A 25135-nucleotide genomic window follows, 5' to 3' on the forward strand; every position below is an offset into this window, starting at 1 on the left:
AAAAAGGCCAAACATACGTATGTATGTTAATATTCCGTTAATTTTTAAGACCGTTTTGAAATAAGGCCAGTCAAACAATCAAATTTTAACGATTTATTAACATCATCATTACCAGAACGTAACAAATCGCCATTTAAATGACTTTTGCTACTAGTTCCTCAGCTTCTTTTATAATCTTGCTTAAATGGCTTTCATCTTTAAAGCTTTCTGCATATATTTTATACACATCTTCGGTGCCTGATGGACGCGCCGCAAACCATCCATTTTCAGTACTCACTTTAACGCCACCAATAGCGGCATTATTGCCAGGTGCATGGGTTTGAATGTTGGTAATTTCTTCATCAGCCATGGTGCTGGCGACAATATCGTCTACTTTCAAAGAAGAAAGCTTCTGTTTTTGCGCCAGGCTCGCAGCAACATCAATTCGTTTATAACTAGGGTTTCCAAACATTTCAGTTAGACCTTGGTAATGTTGTCCAGGATCTTTGCCCGTTACTGCTGTTATCTCTGCGGCTAATAAACTAAGAATAAAACCATCTTTATCAGTAGCCCAAGTGTCGCCGTTACGTCGCAAAAAGATACCACCCGCAGATTCTTCACCGGCAAACGCAATTGATTTGTTGGATAAGCCCTCAACAAACCATTTGAATCCTACTGGCATCTCTAATAAGTTGCGTCCTAATTTATTAACTACTCTGTCAATCATGCTGCTTGAAACTAAGGTTTTACCAATACCCAAGTCTGCAGACCATTGCGGACGATGCTCACACAGGTAATTGATGGCCACTGCCAAATAATGGTTGGGATTCATTAAGCCACTAGATTTACAAACGATACCATGACGATCAAAATCAGGATCGTTCCCAAAGGCAATATCAAATTGGTCTTTTAGTTTTATTAAACCCGACATCGCATAAGCAGATGAACAATCCATTCTGATTTTGCCATCTCTATCACAGGGCATAAAAGCAAAACGCTGATCAATAGACGTATTCACAACATTGATATCAATTCCGTAATGCTCGCTAATCATATCCCAGTAATGAATGCCAGAACCACCCAAAGGGTCGGTACCTAAAGATAATTTGGCATCGGCAATTGCTTGCATATCAATCACTTCAGACAGTTGCGAAATATAGTCTGTAGCATAATTTATGCTCGTTACTTTACCTGAAGCCATTGCTTTAGCGTAAGTGAAGCGTTTAATCGCGACATCATTTTTAATAATGTCATTTGCTCTATTTTGTACTTGAGTTGTTACCTCGCCTTCTGCTGGTCCACCGTGAGTTTGATTATATTTAAAGCCGCCGTCGGTAGGCGGGTTATGTGACGGGGTTATAACAACACCGTCGGCAAAATCTGAGCTACGGCCTCTGTTATAATTAACAATCGCATGAGATATAACGGGCGTAGGAGTATAGCCATTATTTTCTTGAATGACTAAAGACACATCATTTGCACTCAATACTTCAATGGCAGTAATTAGCGCAGGCTCTGACAGAGCATGAGTATCTTTACCAATAAAAAGCGGGCCAGTAATATTATTAGCAACGCGAAATTCAGCCAATGCTTGGCAAATTGCGGCAATGTGGATGTCATTAAAGCTACTTTTAGAGGAGCTGCCTCTGTGACCCGAGGTACCAAAGCTTACTGCTTGAGTCGGATCATTAACGTCTGGGTGCAGGCTATAATATTCACTGGTTAGTTTTGCAACATTGGTAAGATCTTGCTGCTGAGCTTGTTTTCCTGCATTTGAATGCACTGACATTACTATTCTCCGTTATCTACTTAATTTGATTGCTTTCTTATAATGGCATCCAAACGCACGAATTGGTATGGATAAGTTAACACATTACGTCCTTTGTCTTGCTAATACACATTGCTAGGCATATAGCCTATACTCGAGTATACAATCTCATAATCTAGTCACAATATGCTAGGTTATGATACTTTTACTATCATACAATAACGATAAATAAGCGACCATGCGATCAGACATTGAAAACTGTATTTCACAAATAAGCCGCATCATCAAAGGTAAAGAAGAGCAAATTGAATTATCGTTAATTTGTTTGCTCGCTCGTGGCCATTTATTGCTTGAAGATCTCCCAGGTATGGGCAAAACAACCTTGTCTCAAGCCTTGGCAAATGTATTAGGTCTAGACTTTTCAAGAATACAGTTTACGTCAGATTTATTACCCGCGGATATTTTAGGCGTAAATATTTTCGAACAAAGCTCACAAACCTTCCGCTTTCACGCTGGTCCTATATTTAATCAGTTAATATTAGCGGATGAAATTAATCGCGCAAGTCCTAAAACGCAAAGCGCCTTACTAGAAGCTATGGCTGAACGTCAAATCACCATTGACGGCGTAAGCCGAGATTTACCAACGCCCTTTTTTGTTATCGCCAGTCAAAACCCGCTAAATCAATCGGGTACTCATCCTTTACCTGAGTCACAGTTAGACCGCTTCAATATGCAGTTGTCCTTAGGCTACCCAGATTTTGACTCAGAAAAAAGTATGCTTTTAGATGGTGACGAGCGCCCAATATTAAAAACCATTGTTGACCTTGAACAACTCGCGCTAATGCAATCCAAAAATTGATTCGGTAAGTGTGAGCAATGCTGTGGTTAATTATATATTAAACCTAGTCACGCACACGCGTGAATCTAGTGACTTCCCAAATGCCATTTCACCCCGAGGTACAAAAGCCTTATTTCGGAGTGCACAAGCTGCGGCATTTGTTAAAAGAAGAGATTTTGTCACCCCTGAAGATGTGCAATTTGTCTTACCAGCGGTATTTGAGCACAGACTACGTGGTCAACTAATATCACCTACAGCAACCACTTACTGTGACCATTTATTACAGCAAGTAGACCCTCTTGCCGCTTAGGCTCTTTCTAAAAGAATGAAGCTCATTACGCAAAAATGGCAACAACTTATAAATTGGACCTTGGCTAAACGAGATCGTTGGTTACAAAAACGTATCCCCAGTAAAAATGTAATAAAACTAAACATCAACAATACTTTTATTCTACCTTCCACTTTTGGTTGGTCTTGTATTGGCATCGTTATTTGCCTCTTTGTTTTAGGGACAAACTTTCAAAATAACATTATTTTACTGCTGTGTTATTTCTTGCTCGCAATGGTCTTACTCGCCGTTTTCCATAGTTTCTTTTATTTTGTGCAACACGAATTTAGATTTTTAGACATATCGTCTGATTTTGAAAACAGGCAAGCCTATCTGCCAATACAAATAAACTCGACACAAACATACGGCGGTGGCGTTCTCACTTTCAGTATCGATAACAAACAAGTTCGTCACATACAACAAGAACAAAAGTCACACACATTTAAAATGCCCCTACCCCAGTATAAAAGAGGATTTCATGCTTGCCCAAAAGTTAAAATTGTTGCGACCTATGGCTTTGGTCTATTTACTTGTTGGACTTATTTAAGCCCAAAACTCGATTTCTATATATATCCAGCCATGAGAAAATCAGCTATGCCGGTTTTTCGGGCCAACACTGATGCCAAACTAGCGCATTCAAGTGATTCTCAATATGTTATTTCTGATGACTTACAAGGTATTCGAGCATACCAAGTTACCGACCCAATCCATCATGTTAGTTGGAAGCACGTTGCCAAAGGCCAGGGAATGCAAACAAAGGACTTCAATGAAAATAAAGGAGTATCCGGTTGGCTTAGGTTAGAAGACTTGTCGGATCTCGATATAGAAGTCGCATTACAATGCATTTGTTATCAGGCGCAACAGTTAGATAGAGACCGTGTTCAATTTGGCCTAGACTTAGGGAGTACTAAAATTTTACCCCAAGAAGGTGAATCGCATTTACATGATTGCTTAATCCAACTCGCTCTTTACCAGGGTGTAGAAAAAAATAAAACTGATCACAGCAGTTCAACGTCAAACCAGAAAACGTCGGCAGTTGCCAAGCTTGTTAGCAAATTTGCGGGCAATAAAGTATGAGAAAGAATAAATCCTTAAACTTGGCCAACAAATCAATTTACACTAGTTTGTTAGTCGTGTTTTGCATGGTATTGGTAACTCTGTCAGAACCCCTAATGGGCTGGGTGTGGGTACTTTGCGCCTGTGCCGTGGTTATTGCGTATATTCGAATTGTGTACAATCTACCAAGTGTAAGAAATGTCACGTTAAATTTGCTCGCCATATTTTGTATGGCCCTATTGATATATCTTTCCTCTAGTTTTGGTTTGGTTGCCACAATGGTTAACTTGTTAGTGGTTGCAGCGTGTTTGAAGCTTATTAATTTAGATCGCCGCGCTGACTATCATTTAGTGCTTATTGTGCTATTTTTCCTTATTGCTTGTGGGTTTATCTTTCATCAAAGTATCTATTTTGTAGCCTATTACTTTGCGTGCTTAATGATATTGTTTGTTACGGCCTTTATGGTGAATAAAGGTAAACTTGATATGCCTGATAGCATTATGCAAAGTATCAAGATGATGTTGCAAGCCATACCCATCACCTTAATTTTATTTGTAGTTACTCCACGATTACCTCCATTTTGGCAAACAAAAGTAGAGACCAATACACAAACCGGATTGTCAGAACAAATAACACCTGGTGATATCGCAAATTTAGCACAATCCTCTGAGCTCGTTTTTAGAGCGGAATTTGATAGTCAAGTGCCTAGCCCTGAGCAACGCTATTGGCGTTCTATTGTGCTAGATTATTTTGACGGTAAAACGTGGAAGATAAGTGGTAAAAATACTGCATACTTGCCTGATTCATCATTACTCGAACGTGCTAAAACCGACACAAGTCCTCAGCTTTTCAATTATCGCTATTTAGTCATTGCTCAGCCAAACAATACCCGCTGGCTCTATTCTTTAGATATTCCTGTCATCGAAGAAAACATGGGTTCAAGCCCTATCCATATAAATCGCCAGTATCAGCTATTTCAAGCTAGTGTAGCTACAAATCCTTCACTATATATTGTGCGTTCTTTTACTCAGTATCCGTTACAAAACTTCACCCCAGAAAGCGACTTTGCCCGTTATTTACAAGTTCCTTTGGAACATAACTTACGGACTCAAGATTGGGTGGCCGAAAATATTACTGAAACGATGGGATTTTCTGAGAAAATTGCTATTCTCAATGCTTATTTTACTAATAATCCATTTCGCTATACTTTAAAGCCACCACTAATGTTGTCTTCACCTATTGATGCATTTCTGTTTGAAAAACAACAAGGCTTTTGTTCACATTATGCTGCAGCCTTTACTTATATGTTGCGCTTAGCAGGTATTCCAGCTCGAATGGTAGCGGGTTATCAAGGAGGTGAAGAACAAGGAGATAAGATAGTCACGGTTCGTCAATTTGATGCCCATGCATGGGTAGAGGCTTATCACAAGGATGAGGGATGGATACGTTATGATCCCACAGCATTAGTTGCACCAAACAGAACACTATCGGGCCTATTCTCGGCCTTAAGTGAAAACGAAAATGCTATTTTTGACGAAGAAATGAATGGCTTTTTTAATATGCCGGTATTTTCAGGTATCCGTGAAACCTTAGATATTATCGATCATAATTGGAGTCAATTCGTTTTAGAGTTTAATAATGATGCACAAGGGAACCTAATTACCGATATATTTGGTGAATTGAGTAAAAAGAATTTACTCACGTTTTTGCTCATTTCGCTGGCGATCATTGCGATATTTCTTGCCAGCCTTTTCGTACCCTATAAAAAATGGTTTTCAATTAAACAAAAATCTACCCTTGATAAAATATTCAAATTACTGAAAAAGAAAGGATTGGAACGACGTAACCATGAGTCCCTCTTACAGTTTTATGAACGAATAAAAGACGGGCTGCCTGAAGAGATGAAGATAAACCTTCAAAAGTACGTTGAAAAATACTACGAACATGAGTATCGGCCTACTACGACCATAGCAGAACAAGAATTGATTCTTTTATATAAAAAGGTAGTCGCTAGTAAGTAATACACACCGGAAGATGCATGAAAATAGAAGTAAAAGCTACCTTGTGCTCCACACAAGCACAAGGTAACAACACACTTTCAGTCCACAACAGCGTGGACTGACACACACACATAATTGTATATACAATTTCAGTGCCAACAATTAATATTGTTATATATCAACACTTTAAAAACAATCCAGCATAACTGAATAATTAATTATTACTTTTTATGCACTGCTTTAGCGCAGATAAGCTTCATCAAGATGCAAGTGTCAAATATTTAGCTATCGTGTATTTCGTGTATAAAACCTGTGCCCGATTTATTCGATTAGCTAAAAACTAAAAAAAAGCCAATCTCTCGATTGGCTCTTTATACAGTCTTGGCTCAATAAATGGCCTTAGGCCATTATTAAATCAAACTTACTTTTTCGCTTCTGCTTTACGGGCTTTAACTTCTTCAATGACCTTTTCAGATACATTGGCCGGACAAGGGCTGTAGTGAGAGAACTCCATAGAGAACTGACCACGACCAGAAGTCATTGTACGTAAGGTTCCGATATAACCAAACATTTCAGAAAGTGGAACGTCAGCTTTAACACGTACGCCTGTTACACCCGCTTCTTGGTCTTTAATCATGCCACGACGACGGTTTAAGTCACCGATAACATCACCAACATGATCGTCTGGCGTAAACACGTCAACTTTCATGATTGGTTCAATCAACTGAGGTCCTGCTTTAGGAATTGATTGACGGAACGCACCTTTAGCTGCGATTTCAAAGGCTACTGCTGAAGAGTCAACGGCGTGGAAACCACCGTCGTACAATTCAACTTCAACGTCTAATACTGGGAAGCCAGCAAGTACGCCTTCGTTCATCATGCCTTTAAAACCCTTCTCGATAGCTGGGAAGAATTCTTTTGGTACGTTACCACCGACAACCACTGAGTTGAAGGTAAAACCACTATTTGGCTCACCAGGACGGATTCTATAGTCGATTTTACCAAATTGACCAGAACCACCTGATTGTTTCTTATGCGTGTATGAATCTTCAATCGCTTGAGTGATGGTTTCGCGATATGCAACCTGAGGTTGACCAACTGCTAACTCTACGCCATAAGTACGCTTAAGGATATCTACTTTGATATCTAAGTGAAGCTCACCCATTCCTTTAAGAATGGTCTCACCAGAATCTTCGTCTGTTTCAACTTGGAAAGAAGGATCTTCAGCAACCATTTTACCAATTGCGATACCCATTTTTTCCGTAGACCCTTTATCTTTAGGAGCAACAGCGATAGATATTACCGGCTCAGGGAAGATCATTGGCTCTAGCGTACATTCGTGCTTCGGATCACACAAGGTGTGACCAGTTTGCACGTTCTTCATACCCACGATAGCGATGATGTCACCCGCTTTACATGTGCTAAGCTCAGTACGGTCGTTAGCATGCATTTCTACCATGCGTCCAATACGTTCAGTTTTACCTGTCGCTGAGTTCAGGATGGTATCGCCTTTATTCAAGGTACCAGAGTAAACGCGGATAAAGGTCAAGGCACCGAAACGGTCATCCATGATTTTAAACGCTAAAGCGCGGAAAGGTTCATCAACTGCAACTACTGCATGCTCACCTGTAGGCTCACCTGTCTCTGGGTCTGTTAACTCTTGTGGATCAACTTCAGTTGGGCTTGGCAAATAATCTACAACAGCGTCAAGTACATTTTGAACACCTTTGTTTTTAAACGCAGAACCGCAATAAGTTGGGAAGAAGTCTAGTTTACGAGTACCGTTACGGATACAACGCTTAAGGTCTGCAATAGAAGGCTCTTCACCGTCCATATACGCCATCATTAGATCATCGTCTTGCTCAACAGCAGTCTCAACTAGCATTTCACGGTACTCAGCTGCTTTTTCTTTTAGATCATCAGGTACGTCAGTAACTTCAAAGTTTTCTGGAAGACCAGTGTCATCCCAGATATATGCTTTTTGTTCTAGAACATCAACAATACCTACGAAGTCCTCTTCGATTCCTATAGGCAAAGCCATAACCAATGGGTTAGCACCTAAAACATCTTTAACTTGCTTAACAACGCGATAAAAATCAGCGCCCATACGGTCAAGTTTGTTTACGAAGATGATACGAGCAACTTCAGATTCGTTAGCATAACGCCAGTTGGTTTCTGATTGTGGCTCAACACCGCCAGAACCACAGAATACACCCACGCCGCCATCAAGTACTTTCAAAGAACGGTATACTTCAACAGTGAAGTCAACGTGCCCAGGAGTATCGATGATGTTCATGCGATGGTCTTTCCAGAAACAGGTAGTCGCAGCAGACTGGATAGTAATACCGCGCTCAGCTTCTTGTTCCATGAAGTCGGTGGTTGATTCACCGTCGTGTACTTCACCGGTCTTATGAATTTTACCGGTAAGTTTTAAGATTCGTTCTGTCGTAGTCGTTTTACCCGCGTCTACGTGAGCAAAAATACCAATATTTCTATAATGACTAAGTTCTGACATGCTTCCCACTTTAATTGGTTCGTTAAAAATTTCGGGCGAATTATATAGATCTTTGCGCACTATTTACACCACTTTGTATCTTATTTTTTCGATTCAGGTGGTTTAAACACAAATAATCAGTATTAATACAGAAATTTTTATCAATTATTTTAGAAGTTTACGAGCCTTAGTCTTTGTTTTCATTGTAAGAATTGAGCATTTGCGAGTTTACAATAACCGCGACAGTTACTTCATCACGATTGTGATATAAATGTTTGGCTTTAATCACAATTTGGCCATAGCGATCACTTAATTCATTGTGTAGACGCTTTAAAATTGGGTCGACCACTTTAAAGCGTTTATTCATCGGAAGTTTTAAATTAAAAATACTCGCATTAGCTCGTCCTGTTGACAACCACGACAGCATTAAATCACCCACTCGCGTAGGTTGTTCAATCATATCGCATACTAACCAATCTACGTTTCCTTGTTGTGGTTGATATAAGAAACCGTCTTCACTGTAGTATTCGACAAGCCCCGTCTCCATTAAATTTTCAGCAATTGCGCCGTGGTCAACCGCTTCCACTACGATTTTTCGTTTGATTAATTGGAAACTCCAACCACCCGGACAAGCACCTAAATCACAGGCCCTCATCCCAGCACAAAATAGGCTTTCTGCCTGTTTTGGATTAAAAAAGCTATTAATCGCCTCTTCTAATTTTAAAGTTGAGCGACTTGGGGCTGCACTTGGCATTTTTAGTCTTTGTATACCTAAAGGATAGCTACTGCGATCCATTGGAAGACTCAGCGCTACAATACAACTTGCGCTATCTTCGAAGAATAAGTGCAAAATAGCGTTTTGTGTTGATGATTTTTTATGTAAATAAGCTGCTTGGCGTAATTTGTTTCGCAGTGGCACGGTGAACTTTTTGCAAAATTTAGCTAACTGCTTGCCTTCTTCTGAGTCTGGATATTCAACAAATACATCTGAAAACATCGGTAAGTGATGGCTTGCAAGCAATGACGTTATCGCGCTTATCCTGTCATCACTCTCAAATGAAAGCTCATCAATAATAATGAGTTTTTGCCGAGCAAAAACTAAATCATCAAATTTAGGTAATTTACTATTTAGCGACAAAAGCTTATCAGCAGAGCCACTAAGTTGGGGAATACAAAATCGAAGAAAGGCACTATTTTTATGCATTTTTGCATAGCCATACAAACTTAGCTTAGCTAGCTTTTGCTCGAGTTCTGCGACTAGGTCTGATTCATAACCGCCACGACAATAAAACAGTAAATCCATAATTATTTTACTTTCCCGATGCTTTACTTTGCTGAACATTGCCTGAAGTTACCTTGAGCGCTGACCACACGAAAGCAAACCAAGCAATGATAAAAACCAGCCCACCTATAGGTGTAAAGTAGGCAAACAGGCTTATTTTAGTAAGGGCTAAAAGGTATAAGCTACCAGAAAAAAGAATAGTCCCTATCAAAAAGGAGGTGTTGACGATACGTGCAAATGCCACAAACTCTTTGTTAAGGAAACATAAAATACTATACATGATCAGCGCCAAACCGTGATACATCTGATATTTAGCCCCTGTTTGTACGATCCCTAATTGATATTCGTCAAGTTGCGATTTTAGCCCATGTGCAGCAAACGCACCAATAATTACACTCAACATGCACAACAATGCACCTATTGCCAACCATCCCCCTAACCTTTTAATATTCTTTTGATACTCAACTTGAGAATTTACCACTTTATTTCTCTCTTCTTTTGTCATGGGCTTTTACTGGCATTATTCACTTACTTGCGACAACATCCAGTCACTAAATACTTTTATTTTTTGTTGCTCAGCTTTAGATTCTTTACAAACCAGGTAATGGCTAAATTTCGATTCAATCTTTTCATTAAAGGGGCAAATCAAACGACCACTTTCAATTTCAGGTTTTGCTAACACTGTATCTGACAGTGCTATACCTTGCCCATTACAAGCAGCTTGTAACACCAGCATAGTATGACTGAAAATTGGCCCTTGGTTTACGTTGATATTATTTATTCCAAAATGGCTAAGCCAGTTTTTCCATGCAACGCGGGTATTGTCATGCAACAAAGTATGGGCGGCTAAATTTTTTAGTTCCACTAAAGGTTTGCCTTTTCGCAATAATAAGGGTGAGCACATTGGCGTTAGATATTCACCTAACAATTTAGTACTCAATAAGCCCGACCAGTTGCCCTTGCCATAAAATACGGCAATATCAACCGAGTCATCCAAGAAACCGTCATCAGCGTCGACCGCTTTAATGCGTACATCGATATCGCTATGGCTTGCTGAGAATTTATGTAATCGGGGAACCAACCATTGACTGGCAAAACTCGGTGGGGTTGCAATGGTAATAGCCCCTTTTGCGCCCATCGCCATAAGCCTTTGTGTAGCCTCTTGCATATGCTGAAAAACATCGCGTAAATCGTGATAATACGCTTGTCCCTCTTCTGTCAATAACAAAGCTCTATTTCTGCGGTGAAATAACTTAATAGATAAGAAATTTTCAAGGCTTTTTATTTGATGGCTTACCGCTGCTTGAGTAACAAAAAGTTCATCAGCGGCATTAGTGAAACTAAGGTGCCTAGCAGCAGACTCAAATGCTTTGAGCGAGTTTAATGGAGGCAATCGTATGGGCATAAAAGCATATCTCTGACGCAAGGGCCAATAGATTAGTTTTATTCATGCAAAAAATCAATTTTTGTCGTTTATCTTTTTCCGATTCGCGCCGTAATATTCAGGGTGCAACGAATATTTATTGTTTTAATTCAGTATGTTAAATACAGTAAATTAAGTTGTAGCATAACACTTATTAATTTAAACAAAATTTATACAAAGGAAACACAAATGCCCCTAACAATGGCTAGTTTAGCATTAGTTGCCAGCTTCTCTAACATAAGTGCGCTTAGCACAGAGACCAACGCAGTATTACCCAGTAAGATAACCACCTTTAGCAAAGATGAAATTGTTAAGATACTTGAAGAAAAGCAACAAGAAAACTTACGTTTGGAAGGATTTGAATTACATCTTCATTATTCTGACATTAATAAGAATACGCGTTTAGTGAAAACCAACAGCAAAAGCCAAATGCGTGACTTAGTAATGACGCCTAAAACAGAAATTAGCGCCGATGAGTAAGCGCTAATGGTGGCAGTAAATGATAGAAGGTAAATACTAGCCTTCCTGCCACCATTTTTCATCTTCCTGTACTGTAAATAACATTTCAGCTTTACTAATAAGTAATTCAGCATATTGCTTTTGTACATCATCACTAGCAGGATTGCTTAAAATACTATCTGCTTTCATATGCCAAGACATCGAAAAATGTTTAATCGCCGATCTTGCCGTCGTTGCCACCGACAATGGTAGTGCGTCAGCAGGCAAATTACCGCTAATCACCCAATAAAAATTCTTTTTTGTATCTTTAATTTTCCAAACAGCCACATTCGGTGCTAAGTATCGACTTTCTTGCGGTACAACTGATTCAAACAATATGCCTTGTTCCGCTAAATATTTGTTGGCGCGCTGAAACTGTTCTTTTACACACGCACTTAACTGTTCTTGATTAGTTATTTCATCTGTCATATTCGTTTCACTATTTATTCTGTATTTAAATTATTGTGTATTATTAATCAACGTAGTTGTCTTGTTAATTTTCTTCTGCGTTAACACTTGTTCTAAACCCATTGAGCGAGTATCTCAATGGGGTGTTTTGGTCTATATTGTTCAAATCTTTTTACCTGGCTGCGACAAGAATAGCCGGTTACAACTATTTGTTCAGGAACTTGATCGATAATCGCCACAGCGCTTTCAGACTTAGCGCCTGACAAGCTAGCATGACTAGACCAACTTAATTCATAAATACCTTTTGAATTATTCACATGTTCCAACTCATGGCCATAAGTACCGGCCATTCCACAACAACCTACACTGGTAATTTTAAGTGTTAACCCAAAACGAGCAAAGATGGCCTGCCAACTTGCTTCTGTTTCTGGCACGGCTGTTTTTTCTGAGCAATGAGCCAGTAACTTATAAACAATTTGCTCTTGATTCTTGTTATTTTGTTGTTCGAGGCGCTCAGAAACGGATGACAAATCTAAGCTAGCTAACCATTCACTAATCGTTTTTACATTAAAACTAGCGCTTTCAATGCCTAAAATTTTAGCATATTCGTCTCTGTAACAAAGTACCAGTGACGCATCAGCCCCTACCATTGGAATATTCAACTTCGCAATTTGACTAAGGAAAGTGGCGGTCTTTTGTACGGTTTTTTCAAACTTTGCAAGGAAACCCTTAACATGTTGCGGCTTGCCGTTAGGCGAAAATGGCAGCAATACAGGTATTTTACCTACACCTTTAATGAATATTATCAGCTTTTCAACGACTTCAGCGTCATAAAAGGAAGTAAAAGGATCTTGAACGATTAATACATGCTTACTTCTTTTCTTTTCGCTCATATCTTGCAGTATCTTTAGTTCATCCTGCGTTTTGATAACCAAGGCCTGCCCTTTTGCACGCTCATAGATGTTAGGAGAAGAAAGCGCTGGAGTATCGACATAACCTATGCCTTTGCGCAATAGCCATTCACTTAGCGGGAATTGCACGAGGCTATTCATTAGTCTAGGTGCTTTCGCCATTAACGGTGCTAAGGTCTCTACATTTGCGACGAAATAGTCTTTTAGTGGACGCATGTAACGAGTGTAATAAATCGCTAAAAATTTAGCTCTAAAGTCGGGCACATCTACGCCCACTGGGCACTGGCTAGAACACGACTTACACGCTAAACAGCCATTCATTGCGTCAAACACTTCGTGGTTAAAGTCATCTTCGCGAGTAGACTTCGGCAATAATTTTTTCAACTTTTGGTTTTTAAAGCTTCCAGGGGCGATAGTTTCTGCGTTTACACCTTGCTGGCTTAGTTGTAACAACCATTCTCGAATTAATCCTGCGCGCCCTTTTGGACTATGGCGGCGGTCTTTGGTTATTTTACTCGAAGGACACATAGGCGAACTTGTATCATAGTTAAAACACAATCCGTTTCCATTACAACTCATCGCTGGTTCAAACGCTTCCTTAAAGGCAATGGGTATCTGGCGATCATATGTGGCGCGCTTTGTGTCGCTAACTTTAACCAGTTCGTGATTTGATTCGTAGGGTGTACAAATCTTACCAGGGTTCATTTGATTATTCGGATCAAAGGCTTTTTTAATTTTTCTGAGTTCGGCATAAAGGGATTCGCCAAAAAATGCAGGAGCAAATTCACTACGATAGCCTTTTCCATGTTCGCCCCACATTAAGCCGCCATATTTAGCAACCAAGGCGACAACCTCATGCGATATAGTATTCACAAGTTGCTCTTGAACAGGGTCGCACATATCTAAGGCTGGACGCACGTGCAACACGCCGGCATCTACATGGCCAAACATGCCGTAATCTAAATTATGGCTATCCAGCAGTGCTCTAAATTCCATAATAAAGTCTGCAAGGTGCTCAGGAGGGACTGCGGTATCTTCGGTAAATGCAATCGGCTTCTTACTGCCTTTTGTCTTGCCTAATAAGCCAACGGCCTTTTTACGCATGCCATAGATTTTTTGAATATCACTTCTTGTAGACGTTATTTGATAGCCAATCACCCCATTTTGATTATTGTTTTGAATTTCTGCGTCTAAGCGCTGGCAAAGGCTAGTAATCTTCTCATCTATTTCTGACTTGTCATCGCTGTTATATTCCACCATATTTAAGCCATCCATAAGCTTATCGGGAACATCACTAATAAGGCCAGAAACGCTATGCCAAACAATATCAGCACGAGCGAGATTTAATACTTTATTGTCAACCGTTTCGACCGACGTTGCATTTGCCGCTATCATGCTTGGCGCATGCCTAAGCGCGGATTCAAATTTATCGTATTTTATATTCACCAGCGTGGTGTATTTAGGGATTTTATTTATGTGTAACTTTGCTTCGGCAATAAACCCTAATGAGCCTTCAGCTCCAGCTATTAGGCGGCCTGCATCAACAAGCTGCTGCGCTTCGTCATAAGCATGTTCGAGATCATACCCCGTGAGAAAACGGTTTAAGCGTGGAAACTTCGCAATAATTTCCTCACGCTTTTCAACGCAAGTATTCAGTAATTGCCGATAAATCTGGCCTAGTGTGTCGTCTTGTTTAGCAATGTCTTGCGCTTTAGCTACACTAATCGCTTGGGTTGAAAGTACATCACCGCTAGGTAGAACGGTCTCTAAGGCGAGCAAATGATCACTTGTTTTACCGTAAACTAAGGAGCCTTGACCCGATGCATCTGTGCTAATCATGCCGCCTATGGTTGCGCGATTACTAGTTGACAGATCAGGCGCGAAGAAAAAGCCATGGGGCCTAAGGTAATCGTTCAATGCGTCTTTAACAACACCAGACTCGACGCGTACCCATTGTTCGTCTAAATTAAGCTCTAGTATATGATTCATGTGGCGTGAAGTGTCTACCACGATGCCAGGCGTCAATGATTGCCCATTTGTACCCGTGCCACCACCTCTTGCACTAAAAGTCACTTCGGGCATATCAGCAGCTAGTTTGGCAACAATTTGTAAGTCACTAATATTCTTTGGGAGTACAACAGCTTGCGGCAGTTGTTGATAAATAGAATTATCGGTTGCAACGGCGAGCCTACTACCGTAGTTGCATTCGATGTCACCAATATATCCGGCCTTTGACAGCGCATCTATATATTTACGAGTACTATTATTTAAGGTGTTTTTTAGGGAAAGTTGGGGTAATACGTTCAACAAGCAGCTCCTTTTTAAGCATGCACAGTATACCTACTGGACGTGAAGTACTCTATATCAAATGTGCTAAATGTAAAAAATAGTAATGCTCAGGGGCACAATAATATTTACGCTTCCAAATTAAAGGGCATTTCCAAAATATGAGACTAGTTTTTAAAGTAATTCAGTGGCTTGCCGATAAATATATGATATATAACAATAAGTTAACAAATTTTATGTTATACTACAGTCTAGCAATAAGAGGTAAAACATGACAAAACTATTAAAATCATTATTTAAACGTAGACATCCGGTAACTACTGTTGCCTACATGGGCCGAAAAAACTTTGAAAAATCAATGGATTGCAAAGTTATGAAGCGCAAGAAATTAGAAAAACTTGCTGAACAAGAATCTCATCAATAAGGCACAACGCTGCATTCGCTTGACGATTAAAGACAGCTAAAGAACAGGTTAAAACCTTATCTTCTAAGACCTTAAGTTAACATTTTTCTTGAAACAACAAAAAAGCCACTGTCAAAGTGGCTTTTTTGTGCACGATAATATTAACTACTTATGTTGTTCAGCTAAATACAACCATGTTTCAACAACCGTATCTGGATTTAACGATACGCTATCGATCCCTTGATCAACCAGCCAAGCCGCAAAGTCAGGATGGTCAGAAGGTCCCTGTCCACAAATGCCAACGTATTTACCTCTAGCCTTAGCAGCTTTTATTGCCATAGACAATAACGCTTTTACAGCTTCGTTGCGTTCATCAAACAGATGCGCAATTAAACCAGAATCCCTGTCTAGGCCCAAGGTTAGTTGAGTCAGATCATTCGATCCAATCGAAAATCCATCAAAGATATCAAGGAATTGGTCGGCTAACAGTGCGTTGGAAGGAAGTTCACACATCATAATCACGCGTAAGCCATTTTCACCTTTCACAAGCCCTTGCTCTGCTAGCAAGTCAATCACTTGTTGCCCTTCTTCTAAGGTTCTTACAAAGGGGATCATAATTTCAACATTGGTCAATCCCATGTCATTACGAACCCGCTTAATTGCCTCGCACTCAAGCGCAAAACAATCTCTGAAGCTTTCTGAAACGTATCGACTCGCGCCTCTGAAACCAAGCATTGGATTTTCTTCATCGGGCTCGTATTGATAACCACCCACTAAGTTGAAGTACTCATTAGATTTGAAATCTGACATTCGCACAATGACTTTCTTCGGCGAGAAAGCAGCACCGATTGAAGAGATGCCTTCTACCAGTTTTTGAATATAGTATTCAACCGGTGAGGCATAACCAGCAATCATATCATCAATTTCCTCTTTTACGTCCGAAGGTTGTTCGTTGTAATTCAGTAAGGCTTTTGGATGTACCCCAATCATGCGGTTTATTATGAATTCGAGTCTTGCCAAACCAACACCTTCACTGGGCAAACGCCCAAAATCAAAGGCACGATCAGGATTGCCAACGTTCATCATAATTTTGAGTGGTAAATCAGGCATTGCATCGATTCTAGATGTGGTTACATCAAAATCAAGTAGCTGGCCATAGATGTATCCTGTATCCCCTTCTGCACATGAGACAGTGACTTCATCACCCGTCGCAATCACATCGGTCGCATTAGTACATCCAACTACCGCTGGAATACCCATTTCACGTGCAATTATCGCAGCATGACAAGTACGCCCACCGCGGTTGGTAACTATTGCTGAGGCTTTTTTCATGATGGGCTCCCAATCAGGGTCCGTCATGTCGGTCACCAAAACGTCACCAATTTCTATCTTATCCATTTCGGCAATAGAACCAAGCACTTTGGCTTTACCTGCACCAATTTTGTGACCTATCGCGCGACCTTCACAGACTAATTTCGCGTTGCCATTTAATTGGTAGCGTTCTATTACTTGTATATCTTCACGGCTTCTTACTGTTTCAGGTCGTGCCTGAACAATATATAGCTTGCCGTCAGTGCCGTCTTTTGCCCATTCGATATCCATAGCACGGCCATAATGCTTCTCAATCACCATCGCTTGTTTAGCTAGTTCCATGACTTCATCGTCATTAATCGAGAATTGGCTACTGTCTGATTTTTCAATATCAACGATGTCGACTTGTTTACCATGCTCAACATCTTCAGAGTAGATCATTTTGGTCAACTTACTACCAATATTGCGGCGTAAAACAGCGGATTTTCCGGCGGCCAAAGTAGGCTTATGAACATAAAATTCATCGGGGTTCACAGCACCTTGTACAACCATTTCACCTAAACCATAAGAGCTGGTAATAAAGACCACATCTTCAAAACCTGACTCGGTATCAATCGTAAACATAACGCCCGACGCAGATAAATCACTCCTGACCATCCGCTGCACACCAGCAGAGAGCGCGACGCCTTTATGGTCGTAACCTTGGTGAACACGATAAGAAATTGCGCGATCGTTAAATAGTGACGCAAATACGTGCTTCATTGCCACCAATACAGACTCGTAGCCTTTTACGTTTAAGAAGGTTTCTTGCTGCCCTGCAAATGAGGCATCGGGCATATCTTCTGCGGTGGCTGAGGAGCGCACAGCAAACGAGGCTTCGTCACCCGCGTCAGCGACCAATGTTGTAAAAGCTTCTTTAATTGCAGCTTCAAGTTCAGGCTGAAATGGCGTGTCGATGATCCATTGCCTAATTTGACTACCTGCTTGTGCTAAGGCGTTAACATCATCAACGTCAAGCTCATCAAGTAGTGTGTATATTTTAGATTCAACCCCACTTTTTTCTAAAAACTGGTTAAATGCGTATGACGTTGTTGCGAACCCGCCAGGTACTTGAACACCTGCGTTTGATAAATTTGATATCATTTCACCAAGAGAGGCATTTTTGCCTCCCACTCTATGCACATCATCCATGCCTAATTCTTGATACCAAAGGACATATTCTTGCACTGTTTGGGCCTCCCGCAAAGCTCATATTTTGTTAGTGACAACCATGTAGTCATCAAATGTGTAGGTTTTCAATATCTATTACAAAACGCATAAGTATGCTAGCGTTGTAAGATGTGGATTGTAAGTGTGCTTTCATATGAAAGTAAAATTTATTTTTTTCTGTAATTAAATTACAACATTGTTAAGGAATTGTTGTGCGCACAGCATTTTATATATCAGACGGTACCGCCATAACTTCAGAGGTTTTTGGGCATGCATTGCTATCTTTGTTTCCCGTTGAGTTTGAACATATCACCATCCCTTTTGTTGAAACAGAACAACATGCTTTAGAAGTCATAAGTCAAATAAAACGCGCCTATAAAAGCACCGGTCATCGCCCGCTTGTTTTTTATACGATGGTAAATATAGACATTGGTCGAATCATTAGTAATTCACCGGGCATCAATTACAATTTTCTTAACCAGTTTGTCGCCCCATTAGAAAAAGTCATTGGCGTGCCTTCAAAACCCGAAAAACATCGTACCCATTCGATACATGAAAAAACCTACGACATCCGAATTGAAGCGGTAAATTATGCACTTGCGAATGATGATGGTTCCAATTTAAAAGACTATCAAGAAGCGGATATTATTTTAGTGGGTGTATCGCGCTCAGGCAAAACACCCACCAGTTTATATTTAGCGCTGCAGTACGGGATTAAAGCGGCAAATTATCCTTTTACAGAAGAAGATATGGGAGACATTTTAAAACTTCCACCCATATTGCGACGCTTTAAAGACAAGCTGTTTGGTCTTACCATTGCTGCCGATAGACTGCACGCAATCAGATCTGAAAGACGGGCTAACAGCCGCTATGCATCAATGCCTCAATGTAGAATGGAATTGCGAGAGGTTGAGAATTTGTATAGAAAAGAGAAGATACCTTTTATTAATAGTACAAAATACTCAGTAGAAGAAATCTCTGCTAAAATTTTGGCAATTACGGGGCTTAAACGTAAAAAATATTAAGCTGGCAACACGGGCCGTGTTATACCTTAGCGCCCGTTGTTTTGTTTGCTCGCCCCTCTTCTTTAGCTTTTTGCGCCCTTATTTTACGGACTTCTTTTGGGTCGGCAATTAACGGACGATAGATCTCTATTCTATCCCCATCCTTAAGCTGAGTGTCTAATTTTGTCGCCTTGTACCAAATACCGACCTTATTGATGCTTAAATCAATGTCACTATGTAACTGCAGTATTCCCGATTGTTCTATTGCGGATTGTACTGTGGTTTTGAGCGGTACATGGATACTCAGCAGCGTTTGTTTATCGGGAAGTGCGTAGGTTATTTCAATTTTAATGCTTGAATCTGACATTATCGATACACCTGCTTTGCTCGTTCGGTAAAAGCTTTAACCATATTATTTGTAACGGATCGAAATACTTTGCCAAAGGCCATGTCGACCAATTTGCTAGAGAAAGTAAAGTCTAAATTAAGCTCTATTTTACAAGCATCTTCTGATAAAGGCGTAAAAGTCCAGCCGCCACTTAAATCCTGAAACGGGCCTTGAGCCAAATTCATTTCAATTTTGCGATCGGTAACCAATCTGTTGCTGGTAACAAGCATTTGCTCAATGCCCGCTTTGACCAATACCATTTTGGCTTCCATATGATGTTCACTAACCGACAACACTTCACTGCGTCGGCAACCAGGCAAAAAATCTTGATACGCGGCAACATCATTGACGAGTCTATACATGTGACTGGCACTATAAGGCACCAATGCATTTTTATTTATTTTTGGCATGCTTCAACTTATAACTACTTTATACTTTCTTTATAAAGACTAAGGGCTATTAGAGAAAATTCAACGTACAAGCAACAATTAACTGCGTTGAATAAGTGCTTAGCTCATTAGATAAGGCTAATAATCTTGGCAATTTAAGCAATGAATATATTCCCCTCGATGAGATAACAGGTATAATACACGGATGAAAAAGAAACAATCAAATAATTCCACTATCGCCTTAAATAAAAAAGCCCGCCATGACTATCATTTGATCAGTAAGTTTGAGGCCGGTTTAACCTTGCAAGGTTGGGAAGTAAAAAGTATCAGAGCCGGTAAAGCCAATATTACCGACTCCTATGTTTTCATCAAAAATGGTGAAGCCTTTGTCTCGAACATTAGTATTCAAGCCCTTACGCAGGCTTCTTCTCACGTCATTTCTGAACCTACTCGCGTGCGAAAATTATTATTAAATAAACGCGAGATTGAAGAACTAATGGGTGGTTTAGACAGGCAAGGTTTAACAATTGTCGCGACCGCTATGTATTGGAAAGCTTGCTGGGTGAAACTCGAAATTTATCTTGCTCGCGGTAAACAAGAACATGACAAACGTGATGCCATTAAAGACCGAGATTGGTCTCGTCAAAAAGAACGGATCATGAAAAACGCTTAAAATTCAAACATATGTTACTAGTACACAAGCAATGTGTTTTTTATTAAGTAGTAACTGTGCTATTATCTATACTACATCGGGGCTGCTCTGGATTCGACAGGATTCAATGATGCTTGAGGTGCATGCAGAGGTGCGGTTTGCCTCTTTAAAAAGCCGCAAAAAAATAGTCGCAAACGACGAAAACTACGCACTAGCAGCTTAATACCCTGCATAGAGCCTTCTTGCCCTAGCTTTTGCCAGTAAGACGGGGAGTTCAAGGAGTCAAACCCAAACAGGCTCGTGTGGAAGCTTACACCTGATAGCTGAAGCACTAAAACTAAATCAGGTATGTGGTTAAGTAGCGTGTTTGTTCGCAGCTTGATTACGAGAATAAAGACAAACTAAGCATGTAGTGCCAATGGTTGACGCTTTCTGGACGCGGGTTCAATTCCCGCCAGCTCCACCAAATTTTAAAGCCCTAATAAGTCCTCACCGGCCATTAGGGCTTTTTAATACTCTGCAATTTGACTTTCAGGTGTTGCGGGTTAGTGCGGGTTCGCCCCTACTGGCACTTATACAGCTTCAAACAAACTCTTTCTTAAGCAACAGGCCTCATACACCCCACAGAAACATTGACGATTGTTTTTTCATAATCTCTACTTTGAATGCTTTGTCGCTCGGCTTAGTGGCCATGCCATAACATACATGCAAAGGGATTAAATGCTCTTCTCTTGGGTGGCAAAATCTCGCTCCCGGCGCGGATGACCAATGCACTAGTCGTTTCTTTCTTGCCTCTTCTAACAGCACCTCATCGCTTATTGTTTCCCTTAACCACTCATCAAAAACGATGTTCATTGCTCGAGATTCCTGTGACTCTGGACTGAAAAATGCCCGCATATTGTGGAAGGAAAACCCGGAGCCAATGACCAGCAAATTATCCCAGTCAAGTGACTGCAGAGCCTCACCTATTTGAATATGGAGGCTTGGATCAAGATCGTGCACCAAGGACAACTGCACACAAGGTATGTTAGCATCGGGATACATGATTTTAAGTGGCACATACAAGCCATGATCAAACCCCCTCTGCTCATCTTGCACTGCGTCGATACCGTTTTCTTTAAGTACCTTCACAACACCATTTGCCAACGCTGGTTCACCCGATGCAGGATATTGAATCTCATAAGCTTCTTTTGGAAACCCACCATAGTCGTAAATAATTCCAGGATTTATTCCTGAAGTCACAGTAGGCAAACGCGCCTCCCAATGAGCACTGATCACTAGTATCGCGCTGGGTTTATCTATTACCGAGGCAATCTCTTTTAGCGTCTCGACCATTTCATAATGATCTGGATCTCCCAACAAAGGCATGGGGCCACCACCATGAGAAATGTAGGCAATATTTCGTTTCATTTTCATGTTAACTCCAGATATTTTTAAATCGCTGGACCTACGGGAACAATACCAGTGGGATTAAGCGCCTTTATCGAGTAGTAACCTGCTTTTATGTGCTCTATATTCACTGTGCTTTGAATACCTTCCATCGCCAAAATACGATGCATGTAATTATGGAGTTTAGGCATCTCTTTAATCATGTTTTGATTACACTTGAACAGCCCATGGTAAGCCACATCAAATCGAATTAAGGTGACAAACAAACGAATATCCGACTCAGTGAATGCGTCACCAAATAGAAATTTACGTCCATCTGCTAATCTTTCTTCCAGAGAATCGAGCGCATTGAATACTTTTTCAAAGGCTTCTTCGTAAGCTTCTTGTGTCGATGCAAAACCAGCTTGATATACACCATTATTAAGATCGGAATAGATATATGCATTTAGTGAATCAATCTCTGATACCCATTCACTGGGAACCAAATCAGGGCCTATATCTTTGAGATCGGCAAAGGCTTTATTAAACATTCGAACAATATCTGCCGACTCATTGTTAACAATGGTTTTTGTTTTTTTATCCCACAAAACAGGAACGGTTGCTCGACCGGTGAAATCTGGCGCTACCTGAGTATACAATTCATGCATATAAGTCGCCCCATTCAGGCCATCACTATCACATCCGTGGAAATCACCAAACTGCCATCCTTGTTCCGTCAACTTGGGGTTAACCACAGAAACCGAAATAATATCTTCCAGCCCCTTTAAAGCTCTCGCCATTAATGTGCGGCTTGCCCAAGGGCAAATATAAGCAACGTACAAGTGATACCGACCTGCTTCCGCTTTAAAACCACCTTCACCCGTGATACCGGGCGAGCCATCTGATGTAATCCAATGTCGAAACGACGATGTTTGTCGTATAAAGCGACCTTTTTCGTCTTTGTTCTGAACCGGCTGCCAGTTCTCTTGCCAAACGCCATTAACTAACATTGGTAAATACCTCATTAAAATGGCCTTCCTGCTACTCAGGAAGGCATTATCGGTTGAACATTAAGCCACTTGTTTTAGATGCGATGGCTCATTGACAGAAGCACGGCCAACCACATTCTTTGCTATCGCATTATCAACCGAAAAGCTTCCTGCACCTTGAATAGTTAATGCTACGGTTGCAGCAAACAATGCAAGAGCGTATTCATAGCCGTTATTTGTCAAGAAAAGCCCATGCTCAAAGTGGACACTAAAAATAGCCACCAACATAGTAAATGCGCTCACGACTGCAGCAGGCCTGGTTAACAAACCAAGTACCAAAGCCAGGCCACCGTAAAATTCTGCACTGCCTGCCAAGAGGGCCATCAAATACCCTGGCTCTAACCCGATACTTGCCATCCACTGACCAGTACCTTCAAGGCCATAACCACCGAACCAGCCAAATAATTTCTGTGCACCATGAGCAGCCAGGATAATCCCAACAGGTACTCTTAAAGCTAATGCTGCAAGGCCTGCATCTGATTTCAATATATTGTGTATAGTTTGCTTGTTCATCGTGAAATTCCTCTCTAAGTCATAAGTGAAGACTGACCGCGCTGACCGCCTCAGTCAGGTTGATATCTATACTACTAACAACATATTGATGAATAAATAAGGATATTATGGAATAATTATCAACATAATGTTTGCAATATAGGATTTATCCATGGACCGCTTAGACACGATGAAAGCGTTTGCCGCCGTGGCAGACCTTGGTAGCTTTACCAAAGCCGCTGAGAAACTAGAGACCTCAAATCAACTAGTGAGCAAATATGTATCTCAGCTAGAAGAGCAACTAGGTGTGAGATTGTTTAACCGAACAACTCGGCGAGTTCACTTAACCCAGGAAGGTGAACAGTGCTTACAGCATGCAATGCACATTCTGGAGAGTCTTCATGATATGGAAAGCCACTTTGGTGAACTTCAAAGTACTGCCAAGGGGCTTCTACAAATAAGTGCACCAGTCTCCTTTTCAACATTACACCTTGCGCCACTTATCCGGGATTTCAAACAAGAGTACCCGGAAGTCGGCGTTAACCTTGAATTAAGTGATCGTAAAGTGGATGTCATCGAAGATGGGTTTGATGTCGCACTGAGAATTGGGCACTTAAAAAGTTCATCTTTGATTGCAAAAAAAATAGCGCCTGTCAGATTAGTACTCTGCGCAGCTCCCTCGTATATTGAAAAATACGGGGCTCCGACCCACCCAGAGGAATTGAATAGTTCGCACTTTCTACGTTACAGCTACATGGATTACTCTGTATCCGAAAATCCTTTAATGAAAGTTTTGCGTGCTAATTCGAATACAAATCAATCAGGCTTGACCGCAAACAATGGTGAGATATTGATGGCAGCCGCTATTGCTGGTGAGGGCTATATTCTGCAACCAACATTTATCGTGGGAGAAGCACTGAAGCAAGGCAAGCTAAAAACCATGCTTAATGACATTGAACTGGAAACGATGGGCTTATACGCCGTCTATCCTCATCGAAAACTTCTGGCGCCAAAGCTTCGGGCCTTTCTCGACTTTTTAGGCACTTATTTTGGAGAACCACCTTATTGGGATGATTATTGATTAAAGCGGACTACCGAGCGGCATTAAAGGAAATTAAAAGTGATCTGCCTTCCGAAAACAAGCACTTGTCAACCGAGTTTCTGCTAGCGTCTGACAAAATGGATTCCGAAACTCCTGCGTAAGCACTAGCCCGCATCAGTATTTAAAAGCTTTTGAGACACTAAATCGATTGCTATCGCGGGAACCAAACCCGCGTCCCGCCCCACCACCACATTGATAAACGAGGACGCTTTTTAGCGTCCTTTTTTGTGGCTGCAATATCCCTTTAAAGGTGGCAATACTTTAGTAACTATAATCGTTCATTCGAGCGAAGCGAACCAAAAACAAGAATAGATGTATTGGTTGTGGTCGCGTATTGATGCAATAGAAGCCTGAATAAAATAAGCAATACGCTAGCTAATGTATTATGCTTTCGAACGCTATTTGCGTTGACAGATATTAACTTTATCTTAGAATATCAGCTTTAATCGATTCTGCTATCTACTAGATTATCTTTTCAGAGTGCACTCTTTCACATT

General features: G+C 40.7%; 20 protein-coding genes, 1 other RNA gene and 1 pseudogene. 9 read left to right on the top strand and 13 right to left on the bottom strand.

From position 1 onward, the window contains the following. Positions 1-133 precede the first annotated feature (133 nt). The gene (gene pgm, locus AC0L6H_RS16875; RefSeq protein ID WP_473390344.1) at positions 134-1768 is read right to left on the bottom strand and encodes a phosphoglucomutase (alpha-D-glucose-1,6-bisphosphate-dependent); all 1635 of its coding nucleotides are present in this window, start codon (positions 1766-1768) and stop codon (positions 134-136) included. Between the two features lie 217 nt (positions 1769-1985). Here pgm and AC0L6H_RS16880 point away from each other — a divergent pair. The 3 genes and pseudogenes from AC0L6H_RS16880 to AC0L6H_RS16890 all read left to right on the top strand — a co-directional run bounded on the left by AC0L6H_RS16880 (position 1986) and on the right by AC0L6H_RS16890 (position 5990). Beyond that, a pseudogene (locus AC0L6H_RS16880) lies at positions 1986-2895 on the top strand (AAA family ATPase). A gap of 15 nt (positions 2896-2910) precedes the next feature. Then, entirely contained in the window at positions 2911-3990 is a 1080-nt protein-coding gene (locus AC0L6H_RS16885; protein ID WP_473390346.1) for a DUF58 domain-containing protein, read from the top strand. Next, on the top strand, positions 3987-5990 hold the full coding sequence (locus AC0L6H_RS16890; RefSeq protein WP_473390348.1) for a transglutaminase TgpA family protein: 2004 nt from the start codon (positions 3987-3989) through the stop codon (positions 5988-5990). The genes AC0L6H_RS16885 and AC0L6H_RS16890 overlap by 4 nt, the downstream gene beginning before the upstream one ends. Before the next feature lie 400 nt (positions 5991-6390). On the opposite strand, the gene fusA is transcribed toward AC0L6H_RS16890, so the two are convergent. The 4 genes from fusA to AC0L6H_RS16910 all read right to left on the bottom strand — a co-directional run bounded on the left by fusA (position 6391) and on the right by AC0L6H_RS16910 (position 11150). Next, entirely contained in the window at positions 6391-8484 is a 2094-nt protein-coding gene (gene fusA, locus AC0L6H_RS16895) for an elongation factor G (protein ID WP_473390349.1), read from the bottom strand. Between the two features lie 166 nt (positions 8485-8650). Further along, a complete protein-coding gene (gene rlmM / locus AC0L6H_RS16900) occupies positions 8651-9805 on the bottom strand; it encodes a 23S rRNA (cytidine(2498)-2'-O)-methyltransferase RlmM (protein WP_473390351.1) in 1155 nt (384 codons plus the stop codon). Next, on the bottom strand, positions 9774-10148 hold the full coding sequence (locus AC0L6H_RS16905) for a DUF423 domain-containing protein (RefSeq protein ID WP_473394564.1): 375 nt from the start codon (positions 10146-10148) through the stop codon (positions 9774-9776). The genes rlmM and AC0L6H_RS16905 overlap by 32 nt, the downstream gene beginning before the upstream one ends. A 117-nt stretch (positions 10149-10265) precedes the next feature. After that, positions 10266-11150 (bottom strand): transcriptional regulator GcvA, encoded by an 885-nt coding sequence (locus AC0L6H_RS16910; RefSeq protein ID WP_473390352.1) that lies wholly within the window; start codon positions 11148-11150, stop codon positions 10266-10268. Positions 11151-11357: 207 nt separating this feature from the next. On the opposite strand from AC0L6H_RS16910, the gene AC0L6H_RS16915 reads away from it, so the two are divergent. Beyond that, on the top strand, positions 11358-11648 hold the full coding sequence (locus AC0L6H_RS16915) for a hypothetical protein (protein ID WP_473390353.1): 291 nt from the start codon (positions 11358-11360) through the stop codon (positions 11646-11648). Between the two features lie 36 nt (positions 11649-11684). On the opposite strand, the gene AC0L6H_RS16920 is transcribed toward AC0L6H_RS16915, so the two are convergent. Together AC0L6H_RS16920 and ydiJ are read right to left on the bottom strand one after the other, a co-directional pair. Further along, positions 11685-12095 (bottom strand): DUF4826 family protein, encoded by a 411-nt coding sequence (locus tag AC0L6H_RS16920; protein WP_473390355.1) that lies wholly within the window; start codon positions 12093-12095, stop codon positions 11685-11687. Between the two features lie 92 nt (positions 12096-12187). Continuing rightward, on the bottom strand, positions 12188-15292 hold the full coding sequence (ydiJ, locus tag AC0L6H_RS16925) for a D-2-hydroxyglutarate dehydrogenase YdiJ (RefSeq protein ID WP_473394565.1): 3105 nt from the start codon (positions 15290-15292) through the stop codon (positions 12188-12190). 250 nt (positions 15293-15542) lie between these two features. Here ydiJ and AC0L6H_RS16930 point away from each other — a divergent pair, with 250 nt between their 5' ends. Continuing rightward, entirely contained in the window at positions 15543-15695 is a 153-nt protein-coding gene (locus tag AC0L6H_RS16930) for a hypothetical protein (RefSeq protein ID WP_473390356.1), read from the top strand. Positions 15696-15839: 144 nt separating this feature from the next. Here the strand turns inward: AC0L6H_RS16930 and ppsA are convergent, their stop codons facing one another. Next, a complete protein-coding gene (gene ppsA / locus AC0L6H_RS16935) occupies positions 15840-18212 on the bottom strand; it encodes a phosphoenolpyruvate synthase (protein ID WP_473390358.1) in 2373 nt (790 codons plus the stop codon). A 194-nt stretch (positions 18213-18406) separates the two neighbouring features. On the opposite strand from ppsA, the gene ppsR reads away from it, so the two are divergent. Then, the gene (gene ppsR / locus AC0L6H_RS16940; protein ID WP_473390359.1) at positions 18407-19219 is read left to right on the top strand and encodes a posphoenolpyruvate synthetase regulatory kinase/phosphorylase PpsR; all 813 of its coding nucleotides are present in this window, start codon (positions 18407-18409) and stop codon (positions 19217-19219) included. A 19-nt stretch (positions 19220-19238) separates the two neighbouring features. Here the strand turns inward: ppsR and AC0L6H_RS16945 are convergent, their stop codons facing one another. Both AC0L6H_RS16945 and AC0L6H_RS16950 read right to left on the bottom strand, forming a co-directional pair. After that, complete coding sequence (locus AC0L6H_RS16945) at positions 19239-19565, bottom strand: RnfH family protein (protein WP_473390361.1); 327 nt, start codon at positions 19563-19565, stop codon at positions 19239-19241. Beyond that, positions 19565-19996 (bottom strand): type II toxin-antitoxin system RatA family toxin, encoded by a 432-nt coding sequence (locus AC0L6H_RS16950; protein ID WP_473390362.1) that lies wholly within the window; start codon positions 19994-19996, stop codon positions 19565-19567. The genes AC0L6H_RS16945 and AC0L6H_RS16950 overlap by 1 nt, the downstream gene beginning before the upstream one ends. 184 nt (positions 19997-20180) lie before the next feature. Between AC0L6H_RS16950 and smpB the strand changes: the two genes are divergently transcribed. Together smpB and ssrA are read left to right on the top strand one after the other, a co-directional pair. Further along, entirely contained in the window at positions 20181-20648 is a 468-nt protein-coding gene (gene smpB, locus AC0L6H_RS16955; protein ID WP_473390363.1) for an SsrA-binding protein SmpB, read from the top strand. Between the two features lie 78 nt (positions 20649-20726). Then, positions 20727-21093: a transfer-messenger RNA gene (gene ssrA / locus AC0L6H_RS16960) on the top strand. Positions 21094-21239: 146 nt separating this feature from the next. Here the strand turns inward: ssrA and AC0L6H_RS16965 are convergent. From AC0L6H_RS16965 to AC0L6H_RS16975, 3 genes are read right to left on the bottom strand one after another with little or no spacing between them, the layout of a single operon-like run. Then, on the bottom strand, positions 21240-22043 hold the full coding sequence (locus tag AC0L6H_RS16965) for a DODA-type extradiol aromatic ring-opening family dioxygenase (protein WP_473390365.1): 804 nt from the start codon (positions 22041-22043) through the stop codon (positions 21240-21242). A 17-nt stretch (positions 22044-22060) separates the two neighbouring features. Beyond that, positions 22061-23005: a glutathione S-transferase family protein gene (locus AC0L6H_RS16970; RefSeq protein ID WP_473394566.1), complete on the bottom strand. Its 945-nt coding sequence runs from the start codon at positions 23003-23005 to the stop codon at positions 22061-22063. A 60-nt stretch (positions 23006-23065) separates the two neighbouring features. After that, positions 23066-23557: a DoxX family protein gene (locus AC0L6H_RS16975; RefSeq protein WP_473390366.1), complete on the bottom strand. Its 492-nt coding sequence runs from the start codon at positions 23555-23557 to the stop codon at positions 23066-23068. Between the two features lie 151 nt (positions 23558-23708). Here AC0L6H_RS16975 and AC0L6H_RS16980 point away from each other — a divergent pair, with 151 nt between their 5' ends. Beyond that, the gene (locus tag AC0L6H_RS16980; protein ID WP_473390368.1) at positions 23709-24617 is read left to right on the top strand and encodes a LysR family transcriptional regulator; all 909 of its coding nucleotides are present in this window, start codon (positions 23709-23711) and stop codon (positions 24615-24617) included. Positions 24618-25135 lie beyond the last annotated feature (518 nt).

Source organism: Glaciecola sp. G7-5 (genome assembly GCF_055808975.1).